Genomic DNA, 16,391 nt, shown 5'->3' on the forward strand with positions numbered 1-16,391 from the left:
CAGCCGCTGAAAAACCGCCGAAACACCCCCACGTACCGGACGAGGTAAACTTCACCGTTTCCGCCACCGCGACCGAGCTTCGATTCCCGATGTCCACCGAAAACGCCGCCGTTGAACCCACTGCCTCCGCCGCTGCAGCCCCGCAGGCCGAGGGTCAACGCGCCGATCTACAAAGGGATTTCATTCGCCAGATCATCCGCGAGGACCTGGCCACTGGTAAGCATCACGCCATCCGCACGCGCTTCCCGCCCGAGCCCAATGGCTACCTGCACATCGGCCATGCCAAGGCGATCTGCCTGAATTTCGGCATCGCCAAGGAATTTGCCGGCTGGTGCAACCTGCGCCTGGACGACACCAACCCCGGCAAGGAAGACCCGGAGTTCGTCGAAGGCATCAAGGACGACGTGCGCTGGCTGGGCTACGAGTGGCACGACCTGCGCCACGCCTCGGACTACTTCGAGGTGTTCTACGACTCGGCCATCAAGCTGATCAAGGACGGCGTGGCCTATGTGGACGACCTGAGCCCGGAAGATATGCGCGCCTATCGCGGCACGCTCACCGAGCCGGGCCGCAACTCGCCGTTCCGCGAGCGCAGCGTGGAAGAAAACCTCGACCTTTTCCAGCGCATGCGCGCCGGTGAATTCGCCGACGGCGCCAAGACGCTGCGCGCGAAGATCGACATGACGTCCGGCAACATGAACATGCGCGACCCGGCGATCTACCGCATCCGCAAGGTCACGCACCAGAACACCGGCGACGCGTGGCCGATCTATCCGATGTACGACTATGCGCATTGTCTGTCCGATGCGCTGGAAGGCATCACGCATTCGCTGTGCACGCTGGAATTCGAAGACCACCGCCCGCTGTATGACTGGTTCGTCGACAAGGTCGACCTGGTCAACCATCCGGAGCTGTGGCAGCACCTGCGCGAAGGCGGTTTCCGCACCGAGCCGGCCAAGCCGCGACAGATCGAATTCTCGCGCCTCAACCTGTCCTACTCCATCACCAGCAAGCGCAAGCTCGCCCAGCTGGTGAACGAGAACCTGGTCGATGGCTGGGACGATCCGCGCATGAACACGCTGCGCGGCCTGCGTCGCCGCGGCTTCACGCCGGGCGGCCTGCGCCTGTTGATCGAACGCCTGGGCGTGAGCAAGCAGAACAGCATCATCGATTACTCGATCCTGGAAAACTGCATCCGCGAAGATCTCGACGCGACCGCAGCCCGCCGCATGGCCGTGCTCGACCCGCTCAAGCTGGTGATCACCAATCTGCCGGAAGGCCACGAAGAACAGCTCACCTTCTCCAACCATCCCAAGGACGAGAGCTTCGGCACGCGCCACGTGCCGTTCTCGCGCGAGCTGTGGATCGAGCGCGACGACTTTGCCGAAGTGCCGCCGAAGGGTTTCCATCGCCTCAAGCCCGAGGGCGAAGTGCGCCTGCGTGGCGTGGGCATCGTCAAATGCGACGAGCTGGTGAAGGATGCGAACGGCAACATCACCGAACTGCGCTGCTCGCTCGACCTGGAGTCGCGCCAGGGCATGCCAGGCGCCGACCGCAAGGTGAAGGGCACCATCCACTGGGTGAGCGCCAGGCACGGCGTCGCCACCGAAGTGCGCGTGTACGACCGCTTGTTCAATGTGGCGGATCCGGACGATGAAACCGATGGCAAGACCTGGATCGAGCACATCAATCCGGACGCCAAGCGCGTGGTCACGGCGTGGCTGGAACCGGCCGCGGCGAACGTCGATCCGGAGCAGCGTTTCCAGTTCGAGCGCCTCGGCTATTTCGTCGCCGATCGCATCGACCACAGCTCGGAGAAACCTGTTTTCAACCGTACCGTCACGCTGCGTGATGCATGGGTTAAGCAGGCGGGTTGATATCCGCGTCACAAGGAACGTTGCATGCTGCGTCAACAGATACACCTGACCCTGCCGCCGTGGATCGACGAAGTGGTCGATACGCAAAAGCGCTACATCACCGACGAGGAACGCGTGGCTCTTGCCATCGAACTCTCTCGTTTGAACATCGAGCGCAGCCATGGCGGCCCGTTCGGTGCCGCGGTGTTCGATGGCCAGGGACGCGTGGTCTCGGTGGGCGTCAATCGCGTGGTGCCGCAGACGTGTTCGGTAGCGCACGCCGAAATGATGGCGTACATGAGCGCACAGCAGCGACTTGCCGCGTTCCGGCTCAACGCCGACGGCGGTCGCTACGCGCTCGCCACCAGCGCGCAGCCGTGCTGCCAGTGTTATGGCGCCACCGTGTGGGCCGGCGTGGATGAGCTGCTGATCGGGGCGCGTGCGCAAGACGTCGAAGAACTCACCGAGTTCGACGAAGGCCCGCTGCCGGCCGACTGGATCGGTGAGCTCGAAAAGCGTGGCATTGCCGTGCGCCGCGACATTCTTCGCGACGAGGCGCGCAGCGTGCTGGCGACCTACGGTCAGAGTGGACAGCACTATTGAGCCGCCTGCGCGCCGCTCTTCCGCTGATCCTGCTGGTGTTAGCCGGCATCGCCTTGTTCAGCTCCGGCCTGATGGACCGGCTGCATCCGGAGCAGCTGATCCAGCACCAGGACCAGCTGCGCCAGGAGATCGGGACGGCGCCGTGGCTTAGCCGCTTCACCTTTATCGGCCTGCTTACCCTGGCCATGTCCACCGGCATTCCGGGCACGGTCATCATCATCATCGCCGGCGGTTTCGCCTTTGGCGCGGTGGAAGGCAGCATCTACTCGTCCATCGGGCTCACCCTGGGCACCTTGATCCTGTTCCTGGCCAGCCGCTATGCCTTTGGTGCAGGGAGCAAGCATCCGCCCGCCCTGGTGGACAAGCTGCACCATGGTTTCGAGCGGCATCCCGTGGCCTACACCATGTTCTTGCGCTTTGTGCCGATCGCGCCGTTTGGCCTGATCACGGTGGCGCTGGCCTGGCTGCGCTGTCCGTTATGGCTGTTCATGGGCGCCAGCTGGCTGGGCGGTACGGTCTCGCTGATCTTCGAGACATCCATAGGTGCCGGCCTTGGCGCGGCTCTGGCGCAGAGCAACGGCCATTTCGGCCCGGAGCTGCTGATGCAGCGCGGCGTGTGGATGCCGCTGAGCGCCATTGCGGTGCTGGCCCTGGTTCCGCTGCTGGTGGAACGCTTTACCAGCCGACGCCACAAGACCGCCCTGCCGAGCAGGGCGGGCCATCCTCCAGAGTAAGACCGACAAGCGCCATAGCCCGTTCGGAGGCCCCCAGTCGGCCTGCTGCCTGACTCGAGAAATCGCGCTAGGCTGGCTCAGCCTGACGCATGCAGCGTGCAAGGGGACGTGATGGGTGCAGGGGTCAACTCGCGAACAGTGCAATGGTGGCGTCGCACGTCGCTGATGCAGCGGCTTGCCCTGGTGACACTCATCCCGACCTTGGTCACCGCCACCTTGCTGGTGGCCATGCTGGCGCCGCAGCAAGTGATGACCTTGCGCGGCATGGCGCAGAACACCGCCGATGCGATCGCGACGCAGGCCGCTTCGGTTACCGCTGCACCCTTGCGCGATATGCAGCGGCGCGAACTGGTGCGCATCGCCGAATCCATCAGCGACCTGCCGCACGTCGCCCGCGTGCAGATACGCGCTGCCGACGGCGAGATCCTGGCCGACAGCCTCGGCCGCAGCGGCGCCGACAACAACGAAGGCTTGACCGTGGTGCGCGACGTGATCGACAGCGAGCGCCCGGGGCAGCCCGTGCTCGGCTCGGTCGTCGTCGACGTGAGCCTGCGCGATGCGATTGCGATGCAACAGGCCAGTCTTCGCCACGCGCTGGTGGCGCTGGTGATCAGCCTGTTCGTGGCCGCCATCATTGCGTGGCAGGCCGCGCGCTGGATCAGCGCACCGCTGCGCCGCCTGGTCGATGCCGTGCATCAACTGGGTCGTGGCGACCGGCATGTAGAAGTGGAAGTCACCGACCAGACCGAAATCGGCGAACTGCAGCGCGGTTTCAACAGCGCCGCCATGGCGTTGTTCGACGTGCAGCGCGGCATGGAACGCGAGATCGAACACGCCACGGTGGAACTGGCGCGCAAGAACGCCGCACTCGAAGCGGCCAGCGTGGCGAAGGCGCGCTTCCTCGCGGCGGCATCGCACGATTTGCGCCAGCCGCTCTACGCGCTGACCCTGTTTTCATCGTCGCTTGCCGAAGACGAACGCGACCCGGTGCGCCTGGACCGCATCGCGCATATCCAGGAATGCGTGGAAGCACTCGATCATCTGTTCAGCGAATTGCTCGACCTGTCGCGCCTGGAAACGGGCGCCATGCAGATCGAGATTGCCGAGTTCCCGCTCGACCAGGTGTTCCAGGAAGTCAGCCGCAATTTCCGCATGATCGCCGAGCAGCATGGCCTGCGGCTGATCATGCGCACCACCGATCTGTGGGTGCGCAGTGACCGCACCATGCTTTCGCGCATCCTCAACAACCTGGTGAGCAACGCACTTCGCTACACCAGCCGCGGCGGTGTGCTGGTGGTGGCGCGCCAGCGTGCCGACGGCACAGCGCGCGTGGACGTGTGGGATACCGGCAGCGGCATCGCACCTGAGCATCAGGTGCGCGTGTTCGACGAGTTCTACCGGGTCGAATGCCACAGCAACGAACACGATGTGGGTCGCCGGCGCGGCCTCGGCCTGGGACTTGCCACCGTGCAACGCCTGGCCGAATTGCTCGACACGCAGGTGGAGCTCAAATCCAAGCCCGGGCGTGGCAGCGTCTTCAGCTTCCACCTGCCCGAAGTGCCCGCGCAGCACATCGCCGCGAGCGTCGAAGAGGCCTCGCCCGATGTATCGGGCATGCGCGTGCTGGTGATCGACGACGAGCCCGCCATCCTCTCTGGCATCCGCTACCTGTTGTCCAGCTGGGGTTGCGAAGTGGCGGTGGCCGAGGACCGCGTGCAGGCGTTGCAGGCGGCGGAAGATTGGAACGTGCCGCCGGATATCGTGATTTCCGACCTGCGCCTGCGCGACGGCGAAAGCGGCCTGGACGTGTTGGCCGCGCTGGATGCGCATTACCAGATCGACGGCAATCCGCCCTTCGCGCGCCTGCTCATCACCGGCGAAACGCGCAGTGATCGTCTGCGCGAAATCATGGCCGCGCGCATTCCCGTGCTCTACAAGCCGGTGTCGCCGGAACAACTGCGCGAAGCACTGATGGTCGCGTGGAGCGCCTCGCGCGCCACCACCGCCTGAAGCGCTCAGCCTTTGGGAGCGACGCGGCGCGCCAGCACGCGGTCGGCAGGCAGGAAGCGATTGAACAAGTCGTCGACGAAATCGCCGTTGGGCGCATCGCTGCGCGAGCCGCCCGTCACGTACAGACCTTGCCAGTGCAGACGGCGCTCGCCATGGACTTCGTTCGCCTGAAGCCGTTCGAGGAAACTGCGCAATCCACGCTGCACGCCATATAGGGACTGCAGGAACGCAAAGGCCTCGCGGCGTCGACGTGGATCGCGCTCGCTCGCCAGCACGGCCTGGGCGATGGCGAGCAGGCGATCGGATACGGCGTCGGCATGGGATTCCACGCGCGCATCGAGCACGCCGTCTTCGAGCACCGCGGTGTGGCGCCAGCCCAATACGCGTCGAAACACCGACAAGGGCAGCGCCGAGCGGAACGCCGCATGTCCCGGCAAGGCCTCCAGCCCCGTCACCACCACATACACCGGCAACTGCAATTGCAGGCGACGCGTGGCTTCATCGGCGAGGCGATGCAGGCGATCGGCATGTGCGGCGACAGCGCCGTCGGGCTCGCGCAGGCTCTGCGCGGCGATGCAGATCACCATGCCATCCAGCGGAAGCTTGCGACGCTCCTTGGCCAGCAGGGCCAGCGCCTTGGACCACGGCGCATCGCCATCGCCAACGGTGGCATGCGGATGCGAAAGCCGCGGACCGGGCTCGATCGCCACCAGCGCCCGAAACACCCACCAATGCCATGGCCGCGTGTCATTGGCTCGCGCCAGCTCGCGCGCATGCGGTGCAGCGGCGGCGGCCTGCAACAACGAACGGACATCCGCCGCACTATCGCCCACAAACAGCAACCAGGGGTGCCGCGACAGCTGCCGCCAGCGGCCGCGGCGGCGGAACGGATGCAGGATGGCGCCACGCAGGCGGCGGGCCGCGTCCTTCACTGCCGCCGAGATGCTGCCGACGCCATAGCCTGCTTCTGTACTGTCGGCCACGCGGGTATGGGCGCGCATCATCACCAGGGATTGCCAGGCCAGCACGCTGATCCAGCCCACCACCGCCAAGGCCGCCACGATGAGGCTGCTGGTGAACCATGCCTGCTCGGACAAGGCATGGCTGAAAAGCGGCGCCACGAAAGCGACGAATACCAACACCACCACCAGCGCCGCCACCAGCTGCGCGAGCCGGCGCCCCATCCAGCTCACGGGCAGGCGCAGTACAGGGGAACCGGGTGTCATATAGGGTTGCGGCGTCACCGATTCGCGCTGCAAGGACTGCAGCAGATTCGCCGCACCGGTGCTGGCCGGGCAGTAGAGCGCCTTGATGCGTCCCAGTTCGCCGCTGTCGCCCTGCTCGTAGTAATACTGGCCGGCGAAGCCAAGCAACAGCGCCATGCTGAACACTTCGCGGACTTCATCGTCGCTGCTGCCAAGGCGACCGAGCTGGTCGAAGAATTCGGTGGCCGCCCCGCCGGTACGAAACAGTGTCTGCTGCAGCGGGGTCACCTGGCGCCAGCCGCCGTGACGCGTGACTACTTCGTCAAACCATGCCGAGACGGCAAACGCCGCCAGCTCGACCTGGGCCAGCAGCTTGCCGCGCGCAAACGCCGCGCCGCGGCTTTGTTCCACCAGGGCGACTGCGCGAGCGTGCACGGACGGCAATTCGTCGTCGGAGAGATTCTGACTGGTGGCCTGCTCGTCGATCAGCAGGCCATATGCGAACAGAGGCGCAAAACATTCCAGCAGCCGCATGGCACCTATAGCCGTCAAAGCCTGTTGCATGTCGCTCCATTGCCCCCGCCGGACCACGTTGCCGCGTCGGACGGGGATGAGCGCCGAAGTCTACGACGATACGCCTCGTCGTGCCGACCAAGCAGTGCCCGCCATGAGACCCAGCCCGAAAAACCGGAGACGAGCGCGTCTCCGGGGAAGAGGGCCATCCATGGCGAACCGGCCGTCGCGGGCATTAGATCCCGCATGCCGGAGGTTCCAACGGGTTTCGGGGGAAGACTGGGCACAGCACGCAGTGGCTCGGGCAGGCCGGTGGCGCGTTGCGTGTCATTCATCTGGTGCCAAGTCTCTAGGTATGCGGTGGATCGTGCCAACGGCTTGCACGACCCGAACGCTCCGCTTCCACCCAGCGGCGGTATCGATGAGCGATTCCCCCGATCGCGGCGGCATTTTCACGATTGGCGCGGCGAGGGGCCATATCTCGTTGAGGCTATGCCGTTCGTACGCGCTTTGTGGTTGCCGCGCGAACTGGCTGGGGCTATGTTGCGTAGGCGGACGTGCGGTGATGGGATTACCGTACAGCGCCATGGGGAATGAGATGCGCATATTGATCGCAGACGACCATCGGCTGATCGTCGAGGGTGTCAAGCTCAAGCTGGCCGAGCTTGGGCCGGACACTGATTTTGTGATGGCCATGGATATGGCTGAACTACGCGAGGCCATCCATTCGCCGGAGGCGCCTTCGCTGTCGCTTGCGCTGATCGACCTGGCCATGCCGGGCGTCCAGGGCAGCGAGCACCTGGCCGAAGTGATCGAACATCTGCCTCACGTGCCGGTGATGGTGCTGTCCGGCTCGGAGGACGGCGCGCTGATGAAGAGCCTGCTGGCCATGGGTGTGCAGGGTTTCATTCCCAAGGCCTATTCGCCCGACGTGATGCTGTCGGCGGTGCGCCTGGTGCTGTCCGGCGGCGTCTACGTGCCGCCGCTGCTGTTGCAGGAGCGCGTGGACGGCACGGTGCCGACACCGCCGCCCGCCACGGCGTCGCAGCTGCCGCCCGGCGCCGACTCACTGGAAGAGCGGCTGCGCAAGTTGCTCACCGAACGCCAGATCGATGTGCTGCGCCTGCTCTCGCAGGGCAAGCCGAACAAACTGATTGCCCGCGACCTGGGCATCAGCGAGGGCACGGTGAAGATCCATCTGGCGGCGATCTTCCGCGCGCTGAATGTACGTAACCGCGTCGAGGCCGTGGTGGCCTCGCGCCGCATCAGCGGCCTCTGATCGCCACGCCGCTGATCCGACGGTAGCCCGCCCGCCTATGCGCCTCGCTCCGGATGCACTCGCCGAGAACAGCACAGACGGACAGTTTTCGCGGCCCATCGGCCAGCCTGCGCTGCCGAAGGCCGCCATCGCCGCCCCACGCATCAGGCCAAAGCGGCGCGGTTTCCTGAGGCTGCTGTGCGCGGCCACCCTGCTGCTCGCCGTCATCGGTACATCGGCTGTCGCTGCCGAAGCGCCGCAGCACAGCGGCCACATCAATGCGCTGACCTTCGGCATCCTGCCGATCGGCGGCCCGTCCGAATCGTTGGCGGCCTGGCGTCCCATGCTGGACGACCTCAGTCGTACGCTGCATCTGCCCATCCGTAGTCTCTCGGTCAGCACCTATGAGGGACTGGGCCAGGCCATGGCCGAGGAGCGCGTGGACTTCGCCTTTGTGTCGGGCCGGCTGGCGCTCGATGCAGTCATCCACGACCGCATGCAGGTCATCGCCCAACTCACGCGCAGCAACGGTTCGCGTGGCTATTACTCGGTGCTGCTGGTGGCCAAGGATTCGCCCATCCGCAACCTCGACGACCTGTTCCGCCAGCCGGGCAAGCTGCGTTATGCGCGCGGCGAAGTGTTGTCGGTGTCCGGTTATCTCGTGCCCGAGACCCAGGTCTTTGCCAACCGACGGCTGGACTCGGACACCTTCTTTGCCGGCGTGACGGTGGACAACCACCAGAACAATGCACTGGCGGTGGCCAACGACGAAGCCGACGTCGCTTCCAACAACACTGCCGACATGGAGCGCTTTGCCGAGCGCTTTCCCGATCAGTACGCACGCCTGCGCGTGTTATGGACGTCCAGCCTGATTCCCCATGCCGTGGTGGTGATCCGCACCGATCTGCCGGCGGAACTGCGCCAGCGGGTGGCCGCGGCGCTTACTTCCTATGCCAAGGGCAAGAACGCCCAGGCGGAACTGGCCAAGCTGCACCTGATCCACGACATCAGCGGCTTCTCACCGGCCGGCAACGAGACCCTGGTGCCGTTTGCCGACATCGAATTCAATCTCGACCGGCGCCGCGCCTATAGCGCGCAATGGGTGAGCGACGCAGCCATGCAGACGCGGCTCAAGAAGATCGATGCCGAACACGAGGCGCTGGTGCACCAGCTGATGGCGCCCAGCACCCCGTAGACATCGCCGGCTCAGTGCCCCGGCATATCCTTGATGTTGAAGGTCTGCCCATTGGGCATGATCATGTCGCCCGGCTTCTGCCCCGCCGCGCACTGGCCGATCCAATGGCCGCTGCTGGTCATGGTCATCTCGGCATGACCCATGATCGCCGGGTCGTACTTGATGTGGCCCTGCGTCGAATACGCCGAATCACCCTGATAGTTGGTCTCGCTGTGGCTGGTCATATTGACCTCGCCGCTGGGCGAATTGATCTTGCACACGGCATCGGTGATCACCTTGTTGCCCTGCACATCGATCTTGAACGTGCTGCACATCTGGCCGCTCATGTGCGTGCCCATCTTGTACATGGCGGTATCGGTATCGGCGTCCAGGCAAGCTTTGGTCGTCTGCGCCTGCCCGCCCATGCCGGAGGTCTGCATTTCCCACAGGCCAGGCTTGCGCTTGGGGATATTGGAGGGAATGTCCTGCGCCAGGACAGCACCGGTGAGACCCAGCAGGGAAACCGCAATCAACCAGCGACAACGTGAAGACATGGACTTCTCCGATCCGCCCGGGGTGGGCGTGCGGGTGGCAAGGTAACGCCAATTGCGGCCGCCGTCATGCTGAACCGTTCTGCAGTGCACCACGTCACACTTTCGACCCATAGTCCGTTAGCACTATGGCGCCTCGCGCTAGATCGAACTGTGTATCGAAGGGGCGTACTGGATTCTTTAGAGTGCCAATCAGGGCGCTTGCGTGAAGCGGTGCGCCCATCGAACCAACTTGTTCCCTGCCGGGATCCCGCGTGATGCTGTCAACCTGCCACTGTCTGTACTCAAAGCCCCGACGCCGGCACGACTGCCTGCCGCCGGTGCGCCGTTGCGACCGGGAGGTTTGACGCATGGAGCCGCGAGCGCATCTGCTGCCCCGCCTGTTCATTGATGTGGTCCTGCCCAGCACGATTGCCGCCCTGGCATTGATCCTGGCGCTGTGCCTGCAGCAGACGCACAGCCTGGCCGAGCGCGTGGATGCTGCCGCAAGCCTGCGCCTGGCGCGGCTTGCCGGTGAACTGGCGCTCGCCGAAGGCGTATCGCCGCAGGCGGCGCTCGATCGAACCCTGCACGACGGAAAGACCGACCAGGTGTTGCGCGTGGAATTGCACGGCTCCGACGGCCGCCTGTGGAGCAGCGGCAGCGCAGCGAGCGCCGACAGCGCTACCTATCGCAGCGAGGTGAAGCCGCAGGGCAACATCTCGACGTGGGTGAGCATGGATGTGGACACCCAACCCCTGCGCAAGGCGCAGGCCATGGTGTGGCTGCTCGGTGCGTTGTGCGCCACGGGCATCCTGGTGCTGGCATGGCTGGCGCGCGTGTCGATACGCCACCGCGTGCTCGAACCGCTGTCGCAGGTCCGCTACGCCGTCCATGAACTGGTCAATGCCAGGCATCCGCACATCGACGACACGCCGGTCAGCACGGAGTTTCTCGAACTGCGCAAGACCTTGCAGCGCCTGTCCGAGTTGCAGGAAGCGCAGCGCCGCGACTGGAGCACGATGCAGCACGACAACGCGGTCGAGGCACTCGATCGATTGCGACAGAGCCAGGCCGCCACACGCAGCAAATCGCAGTTCATCGCGCTGGTCAGCCATCACTTCCGCCAGCCGCTGCAGGCGCTGGAACTGTTCGCCGCCGGCCTCGACCAGAACGGGGGCAACGAGCCGCAGTCGCCGTTCCAGCAGATGCGCCACAGCATCGCCTCGATGACGCGCCTGCTCGATGCCTTGCTGGAAATCTCGCGCCTCGACGCCGGCGTGATCGCGGTGAAACCGATCGGCTTCACCGCCGCCGAACTCTTCATGCGCGATCGCACCTCGCTCAATCACGAAGCGCTGCAGCATCACGTCACGCTTGCATGGCGCGGCAGTCACCATCAGCTGCACGGCGATGCGGACGTGGCCGCCAGCCTGCTCTATCAGCTGGCCAGCAATGCCATCGCCAACGCGCCGGAAGGCCGCGTGCTGATCGCGGCACGCCGTCGCGGCCAGGCCATCCGCATCGAGGTGCGCGACAACGGGCCGGGCATCGCCGTGATCCACCAGCAGCGCATCTTCGAGGAATTCGTGCAATTGCAGGCCGGCGAAAGCGAACGCCGCGGCGGCTACGGCCTGGGCCTTGCGATTGCCGAACGCCTGGCGCGACTGCTGGGCACGCGCATCGGCCTGCGTTCGGAGCCCGGCCGCGGCAGCACCTTCTGGTTCGACCTGCCGCGCATGCCCGTGATGGAACGCCACTCCAGCGCCACTGCGCAGAAGCCGGCCGCGCCGGCCTGGCGCCAGGCGAGCTGAACTCGCCCCTGTTTCAGACAAAAAAAGACCCGCGTCGCCGCGGGTCTCCGAGATCTTTTGGTGGGTCGTCCGAGATTCGAACTCGGGACCAATAGATTAAAAGTCTACTGCTCTACCGACTGAGCTAACGACCCATGCGTCAAAAGCCAGCCCGATATTTTATGGGCTGGGCGCCCTGGGCACAAGCAAGAGCGTTCAGACGTAACGGGTGGGGTCCGGCAATCCGGCAGTCTTGAAGCCCTGGGAACGCAGCACACAGGCATCGCAATGCCCGCAGGCGCGCCCTTGCGCGTCAGCCTGATAGCAGCTCACCGTCTCCGAGAAATCCACGCCCAGGCGCTGGCCCTCGCGGGCGATATCGGCCTTGCTCATGCGCATCAGCGGCGCGTGGATGCGGATGCCCGCGCCTTCCACGCCGGCCTTGGTGGCCACGTTGGCCAGCTGCTCGAAGGCCTCGATGAAGGCCGGACGGCAATCGGGGTAGCCCGAATAGTCCACCGCGTTCACCCCGCACCAGATATCGGTGGAACCGAGCACTTCGGCCCAGCCCAGGGCGATCGACAGCATGATGGTGTTGCGCGCCGGCACATAGGTGACCGGAATGCCCTGCTCGCCGGTCTGATCCAGCGGCACGTCGATGTCGGCGGTGAGCGCCGAGCCACCGATGGTGCGCAGGTCCACCTGCACCGTCTTGTGCTCGACCGCGCCGAGCAGGCCGGATACGCGCTCGGAGGCGGCCAGTTCCGCACTGTGGCGCTGGCCATAGGCCACGCTCAGGGCATGCACCTGATAACCCTGTTCACGGGCGATGGCGATGGTGACCGCCGAATCCATGCCGCCGGAGACGAGTACGACGGCCTTGCGGGGAGTTGCTTGGGACATGGGAGAAATCCACTCAAGAGTCAGGCCGGTGATCCGGCCGATTTAGCACCGTCGGCAACACAGGCCGAAGCGCGGAGAGCCGAGTGAGCGACGTTCGATGAGCCATGCATCGGGCACGTTCAAGCGCCCGCTCTCATGCTCGTCTCACACCACTCGCCCGAGCTTTTAGTGTCCTGGCTCGTCGTTCCACAGCAGCTTGTGCAGCTGCAACTGGAAACGCACATCCAGTTTGTCCTCGATGATCCACTCGGCCAGGTCGCGCGGCTTGATTGCGCCGTGCACGGGCGAGAACAGCACCATGCAGCGCTTGACCAGATCATGTTCGGCGACCACGTCGCGCGCCCACTCGTAGTCGGCGCGACTGGCAATGACGATCTTCACCTGATCATGCGGCAGCAAGTGCTCGATGTTGGACCACAGGTTGCGCTTGGCTTCGCCCGAATCGGGCGCCTTGAGGTCCATCACCTTGCGCACGCGCGGATCGACTTGCGCGACATCCAGCGCGCCAGAAGTTTCCAGCGACACGTCGTGGCCGGCATCGCACAGGCGCTTGAGCAGGATCAGGCAGCGCTTCTGCGCGAGCGGTTCGCCACCAGTTACGCACACGTGCTTCGCGCCGTGCGAAGCGACCTCGGCCATGATGTCGTCGATATCGCGCCAGTCGCCGCCGTAGAACGAATACTCGGTATCGCACCACACGCAACGCAGCGGGCAGCCGGTCAGGCGCACGAACACGGTGCGCCAGCCGATGGCATCGGCTTCGCCCTGGATCGAATGGAAGATTTCGGTGATGCGCAGGCGCTCAGCCGGCGCCTGCGTCGACGTGGTGGGTGCCACGCTCGTGCTACTGCCAGTCACAACCACTACCTCAGTTGGCCGGCTGGGCCTGCAGGCGGCGCAGGCGCTCCTGTGCCAGGCCAGCGGCCTTGGAGCCGGGGTACTTCGCAGTGACGTTCTTCAGCGTGGCCTTGCCGGCATCGACCTGCTTGAGTTCGATCTGGCTGTAGCCGACCTTGAGCAAGGCGTCGGGCACCTTCTCGCTCTGCGGGAACTGGCTGATCAGGCGCTGGAAGGCTTCCATCGCCACCTGGTAATTGCTGGTGGCGTAGTAGGACTCGCCCAGCCAATAGAACGCATTGGGCAGCAAGGAGCTGTCCGGGTACTGCTGGATGAAATTGCGGAAATCGCGCGAGGACTTCACATAGTCGCCGGCACGCAGCGACTTGAAGGCATCGTCGTAAGCGGCCTGCGCGGTGGCATCGCCCTTCACTGCTGCCGCGCCAGCAGCACCCTTGCCGGCCGCTGCCGGTGGCGTCACAGCGGGCGGAGGCGGCGCGGCGTTGGCAGCCGGCGCGGTATTGGGATTGGCATTCCCCGCATTTGCGTTCGCTGCACCGGCGCCGCCTTCAAGGCGGCCCAGGCGCGAATCGAAATCCGTGGCCTGCGATTTGTTCTTGTCGTTGGCTTCCTGCAACTGGTGCTGCAGTTCCTCGATCTGGCCCTGCATCTGCTGCAATTGGGACTGCAGTGCCTGGACCTGGTTGACCAGCGTGGTGCCACCCTGATTCTGCTGGCTCTGCGCCTGCTGCTCGAGTCGCGATACGCGGTCGGCGAGGCTGAGCCGGGAATCCTGTGCGTGCACGGAGGCGCCAAAAAGCATGGCGGACGCGATTGCGCCCGCCATGCTCATCCTGGCTGTAAAGCTGTTAGCCAGTCGCTTCTTCATTACTTCGCCGTGTAGACGATCTCGACGCGACGGTTCTTGCTCCAGCAATCTTCGTTGTGCTCACGGCACACCGGCTTTTCCTTGCCGTACGAGATCACGTTGAGCTGGCTGGCCGAGCCGCCGTTGGACTGCAGCGCGCTGGACACGGCATTGCCGCGACGCTCGCCGAGGGCCAGGTTGTACTCACGGGTGCCGCGCTCGTCGGTGTTGCCCTCGAGGCGGATCTGCGCCATCGGGCGATCCTGCAGGTACTTGGCATGGCAAGCCATGATCTGCTGGAACTCAGGCTTGATTTCGTCCTTGTCGAAATCGAAGTACACAACGCGCTGACGGAGGCAGGCGTCGGTATCGAGATCGGCCGGGGTGTACTTGCCAGCGGTCGACGGAGCCGGGGTGGTCATCGGCGCTTCCGGCTGCGGCTGCGGCTTGACTTCCTGCTTCTTCGAGCATGCGGCCGCGCCAACGCAGAGCAGGGCGACCAGGGCGACGCGAACGGTCTTATTCATGGTGGACGTTCCTTCAAACAGGTTTGAGTTCCGACAGTCAATAATGATTGCGGTTACGGGACAGTTTTCGCCGGTGGACCGGCTGTTATTTTGCCATTTTGATGCCGGCGGTGCGCTGTCTCGCGCCGCCTGGCCCGCCTTCCGCGACGGATTGCCACGGCCGGCAAGCTGTTTGATCCATCCGTGTCGTCCAAGACTTCACGCCCGGATCACATGGCCGTGACGCTTACGCGTCACGGCATGAACTGCTTATCGCTGACGATAGGGACCCCAAGCCGGCTCGCGCACATCGCCATCTGCAAGTACCAGTCGCTGACGGACAAGGCCGTCGGCGGACACGGCATACAGCACACCACGGCGGCCTTCAGAGGCGGCATACAGCAGCATGCTTGCGTTTGGCGCGAAACTCGGTGTTTCGTCGATCGGACCCGGCGAGATGAAGCGCACCTGCCCACCCAGACTGCGGTCCATAATGGCAATACGATACACGTTCCCGTTGCCCTGCACCATCGCGATCTGCTTGCCGTCGTAGCTGATCGAGGCGTTGGCGTTGAACTGGCCCTGGAAGGTGATGCGCTCAGCCCCGCCGCCACCGGCCGACATCTGGTAAAGCTGCGGGCGGCCCGAGCGGTCGGAGGTGAAGATGATGCTCTGGCCATCCGGCGTCCAGCGCGGCTCGGTATCGATGGCCAGGTTGTTGGTGAGGCGGGTCTCCGCGCGGGAGCCCACGTCCATCACGTAGATCTCGGGGTTGCCCTGATAGGACAGCGCCAGGGCCAGCTTGCTGCCATCCGGCGACCAGGCCGGCGCACCATTGATGCCCTTGGCGCGGGCCGAGATCAGCTGACGCGAACCGGTGGTGACGTCCTGCACATAGATCGCCGAGTTGCCGCTTTCGAACGACACGTAGGCGATCTTGCGACCATCCGGCGACCACGACGGCGACAGCAGCGACTCGCGCGAGCGGGCCACGACCTGCGGGTTATAGCCGTCCGAATCGGCCACGATCAGCGAGTAGGTGGTGTTGTTACCCAGGCCCACCGCGGTGATGTAGGCGATGCGGGTCCAGAACGCGCCACGCACGCCGGTGATCTTCTCGTAGATGGCATCGGCGATCTGATGGGCGACGCCACGCAGGTCACCGGCCGGCGCGGTGAACGCCTGGGCCAGCAGGCTCTGCTGCTTGTTGACGTCCCACAGCTCGTACTCGACGCGCATCATGCCGCCGCCGGCATCGCTGATGCGGCCGATGGTCAGGTAGTCCTGCTTGAGCAGGCGCCAGGTGGCGAAGTTGACGTCCGCACCCTTCGACGGCGTCTCCACGATTTCGCTCTTGGCCAGCGAGCGGAATTTGCCGGAGCGGTTGAAGTCGTTGCGGATGACATCAGCGATGTCGGTCGGCAGCGGCGCCCCGCCCGCCTGGGCGAACGGCACCACGGCGATCGGCGTGGCCGTCGCCGTGCCGCCGACGATGTCGACGTTGAGCGACTGGGTCTGCTGGGCTGCTGCGGGACCCGCGAACAAGGCGGCTACCAGGAGCAGAACGAAGGAGTAGCTGAAGGTCAGTTTGCGCATGGGGT

Annotated in this window: 14 protein-coding genes and 1 tRNA gene; 7 read left to right on the forward strand and 8 right to left on the reverse strand. The window is 65.0% G+C overall.

Annotated elements, in window-relative coordinates; genetic code table 11:
- Positions 1-89 precede the first annotated feature (89 nt).
- The 4 genes from AC1DE1_RS13310 (at position 90) to AC1DE1_RS13325 (ending at position 5,203) form a co-directional block, all read left to right on the forward strand.
- Positions 90-1,877 (forward strand): glutamine--tRNA ligase/YqeY domain fusion protein, encoded by a 1,788-nt coding sequence (locus tag AC1DE1_RS13310; protein WP_477176263.1) that lies wholly within the window; start codon positions 90-92, stop codon positions 1,875-1,877.
- Positions 1,878-1,901: 24 nt separating this feature from the next.
- Positions 1,902-2,459 (forward strand): nucleoside deaminase, encoded by a 558-nt coding sequence (locus AC1DE1_RS13315; protein ID WP_477165508.1) that lies wholly within the window; start codon positions 1,902-1,904, stop codon positions 2,457-2,459.
- The gene (locus tag AC1DE1_RS13320; RefSeq protein WP_477176264.1) at positions 2,456-3,193 is read left to right on the forward strand and encodes a TVP38/TMEM64 family protein; all 738 of its coding nucleotides are present in this window, start codon (positions 2,456-2,458) and stop codon (positions 3,191-3,193) included. The genes AC1DE1_RS13315 and AC1DE1_RS13320 overlap by 4 nt, the downstream gene beginning before the upstream one ends.
- A gap of 111 nt (positions 3,194-3,304) precedes the next feature.
- Positions 3,305-5,203, forward strand: coding sequence for an ATP-binding response regulator (locus AC1DE1_RS13325; protein ID WP_441603123.1), 1,899 nt, complete (start codon positions 3,305-3,307; stop codon positions 5,201-5,203).
- A 5-nt stretch (positions 5,204-5,208) separates the two neighbouring features.
- Here AC1DE1_RS13325 and AC1DE1_RS13330 read toward each other — a convergent pair whose 3' ends face one another.
- Complete coding sequence (locus tag AC1DE1_RS13330; RefSeq protein ID WP_477176265.1) at positions 5,209-6,972, reverse strand: type VI secretion protein IcmF/TssM N-terminal domain-containing protein; 1,764 nt, start codon at positions 6,970-6,972, stop codon at positions 5,209-5,211.
- A 547-nt stretch (positions 6,973-7,519) separates the two neighbouring features.
- Between AC1DE1_RS13330 and AC1DE1_RS13335 the strand changes: the two genes are divergently transcribed.
- Complete coding sequence (locus tag AC1DE1_RS13335; RefSeq protein WP_441603125.1) at positions 7,520-8,200, forward strand: LuxR C-terminal-related transcriptional regulator; 681 nt, start codon at positions 7,520-7,522, stop codon at positions 8,198-8,200.
- Positions 8,201-8,237: 37 nt separating this feature from the next.
- The gene (gene phnD / locus AC1DE1_RS13340) at positions 8,238-9,374 is read left to right on the forward strand and encodes a phosphate/phosphite/phosphonate ABC transporter substrate-binding protein (protein ID WP_477176266.1); all 1,137 of its coding nucleotides are present in this window, start codon (positions 8,238-8,240) and stop codon (positions 9,372-9,374) included.
- An 11-nt stretch (positions 9,375-9,385) separates the two neighbouring features.
- On the opposite strand, the gene AC1DE1_RS13345 is transcribed toward phnD, so the two are convergent.
- Positions 9,386-9,907, reverse strand: coding sequence for a DUF3617 domain-containing protein (locus tag AC1DE1_RS13345; protein WP_441603127.1), 522 nt, complete (start codon positions 9,905-9,907; stop codon positions 9,386-9,388).
- Between the two features lie 347 nt (positions 9,908-10,254).
- Between AC1DE1_RS13345 and AC1DE1_RS13350 the strand changes: the two genes are divergently transcribed.
- Positions 10,255-11,697: a sensor histidine kinase gene (locus AC1DE1_RS13350; RefSeq protein ID WP_441603128.1), complete on the forward strand. Its 1,443-nt coding sequence runs from the start codon at positions 10,255-10,257 to the stop codon at positions 11,695-11,697.
- A gap of 58 nt (positions 11,698-11,755) precedes the next feature.
- On the opposite strand, the gene AC1DE1_RS13355 is transcribed toward AC1DE1_RS13350, so the two are convergent.
- The 6 genes from AC1DE1_RS13355 to tolB all read right to left on the reverse strand — a co-directional run bounded on the left by AC1DE1_RS13355 (position 11,756) and on the right by tolB (position 16,386).
- Positions 11,756-11,831, reverse strand: a tRNA-Lys gene (locus tag AC1DE1_RS13355).
- A 61-nt stretch (positions 11,832-11,892) separates the two neighbouring features.
- Positions 11,893-12,579, reverse strand: coding sequence for a 7-cyano-7-deazaguanine synthase QueC (queC, locus tag AC1DE1_RS13360; protein ID WP_477176267.1), 687 nt, complete (start codon positions 12,577-12,579; stop codon positions 11,893-11,895).
- A 165-nt stretch (positions 12,580-12,744) separates the two neighbouring features.
- Positions 12,745-13,416: a 7-carboxy-7-deazaguanine synthase QueE gene (gene queE / locus AC1DE1_RS13365; RefSeq protein WP_477176268.1), complete on the reverse strand. Its 672-nt coding sequence runs from the start codon at positions 13,414-13,416 to the stop codon at positions 12,745-12,747.
- A 31-nt stretch (positions 13,417-13,447) separates the two neighbouring features.
- Complete coding sequence (ybgF, locus tag AC1DE1_RS13370) at positions 13,448-14,305, reverse strand: tol-pal system protein YbgF (protein WP_477176269.1); 858 nt, start codon at positions 14,303-14,305, stop codon at positions 13,448-13,450.
- On the reverse strand, positions 14,305-14,811 hold the full coding sequence (gene pal, locus AC1DE1_RS13375) for a peptidoglycan-associated lipoprotein Pal (RefSeq protein WP_441603132.1): 507 nt from the start codon (positions 14,809-14,811) through the stop codon (positions 14,305-14,307). Before pal ends, ybgF begins: the two co-directional genes overlap by 1 nt.
- Before the next feature lie 249 nt (positions 14,812-15,060).
- Positions 15,061-16,386: a Tol-Pal system beta propeller repeat protein TolB gene (tolB, locus tag AC1DE1_RS13380; protein WP_441603133.1), complete on the reverse strand. Its 1,326-nt coding sequence runs from the start codon at positions 16,384-16,386 to the stop codon at positions 15,061-15,063.
- Between the last annotated feature and the right edge of the window lie 5 nt (positions 16,387-16,391).

Source organism: Dyella sp. 05T440 (genome assembly GCF_056395965.1).

Bases quoted from the DNA above. Each gene is read 5' to 3' on its own strand.
- AC1DE1_RS13310 (WP_477176263.1), top strand. From the start codon at position 90: ATGTCCACCGAAAACGCCGCCGTTGAACCCACTGCCTCCGCCGCTGCA.
- AC1DE1_RS13315 (WP_477165508.1), top strand. From the start codon at position 1,902: ATGCTGCGTCAACAGATACACCTGACCCTGCCGCCGTGGATCGACGAA.
- AC1DE1_RS13325 (WP_441603123.1), top strand. From the start codon at position 3,305: ATGGGTGCAGGGGTCAACTCGCGAACAGTGCAATGGTGGCGTCGCACG.
- AC1DE1_RS13330 (WP_477176265.1), bottom strand. From the start codon at position 6,972: ATGCAACAGGCTTTGACGGCTATAGGTGCCATGCGGCTGCTGGAATGT.
- AC1DE1_RS13335 (WP_441603125.1), top strand. From the start codon at position 7,520: ATGCGCATATTGATCGCAGACGACCATCGGCTGATCGTCGAGGGTGTC.
- phnD (WP_477176266.1), top strand. From the start codon at position 8,238: ATGCGCCTCGCTCCGGATGCACTCGCCGAGAACAGCACAGACGGACAG.
- AC1DE1_RS13345 (WP_441603127.1), bottom strand. From the start codon at position 9,907: ATGTCTTCACGTTGTCGCTGGTTGATTGCGGTTTCCCTGCTGGGTCTC.
- AC1DE1_RS13350 (WP_441603128.1), top strand. From the start codon at position 10,255: ATGGAGCCGCGAGCGCATCTGCTGCCCCGCCTGTTCATTGATGTGGTC.
- queC (WP_477176267.1), bottom strand. From the start codon at position 12,579: ATGTCCCAAGCAACTCCCCGCAAGGCCGTCGTACTCGTCTCCGGCGGC.
- ybgF (WP_477176269.1), bottom strand. From the start codon at position 14,305: ATGAAGAAGCGACTGGCTAACAGCTTTACAGCCAGGATGAGCATGGCG.
- pal (WP_441603132.1), bottom strand. From the start codon at position 14,811: ATGAATAAGACCGTTCGCGTCGCCCTGGTCGCCCTGCTCTGCGTTGGC.
- tolB (WP_441603133.1), bottom strand. From the start codon at position 16,386: ATGCGCAAACTGACCTTCAGCTACTCCTTCGTTCTGCTCCTGGTAGCC.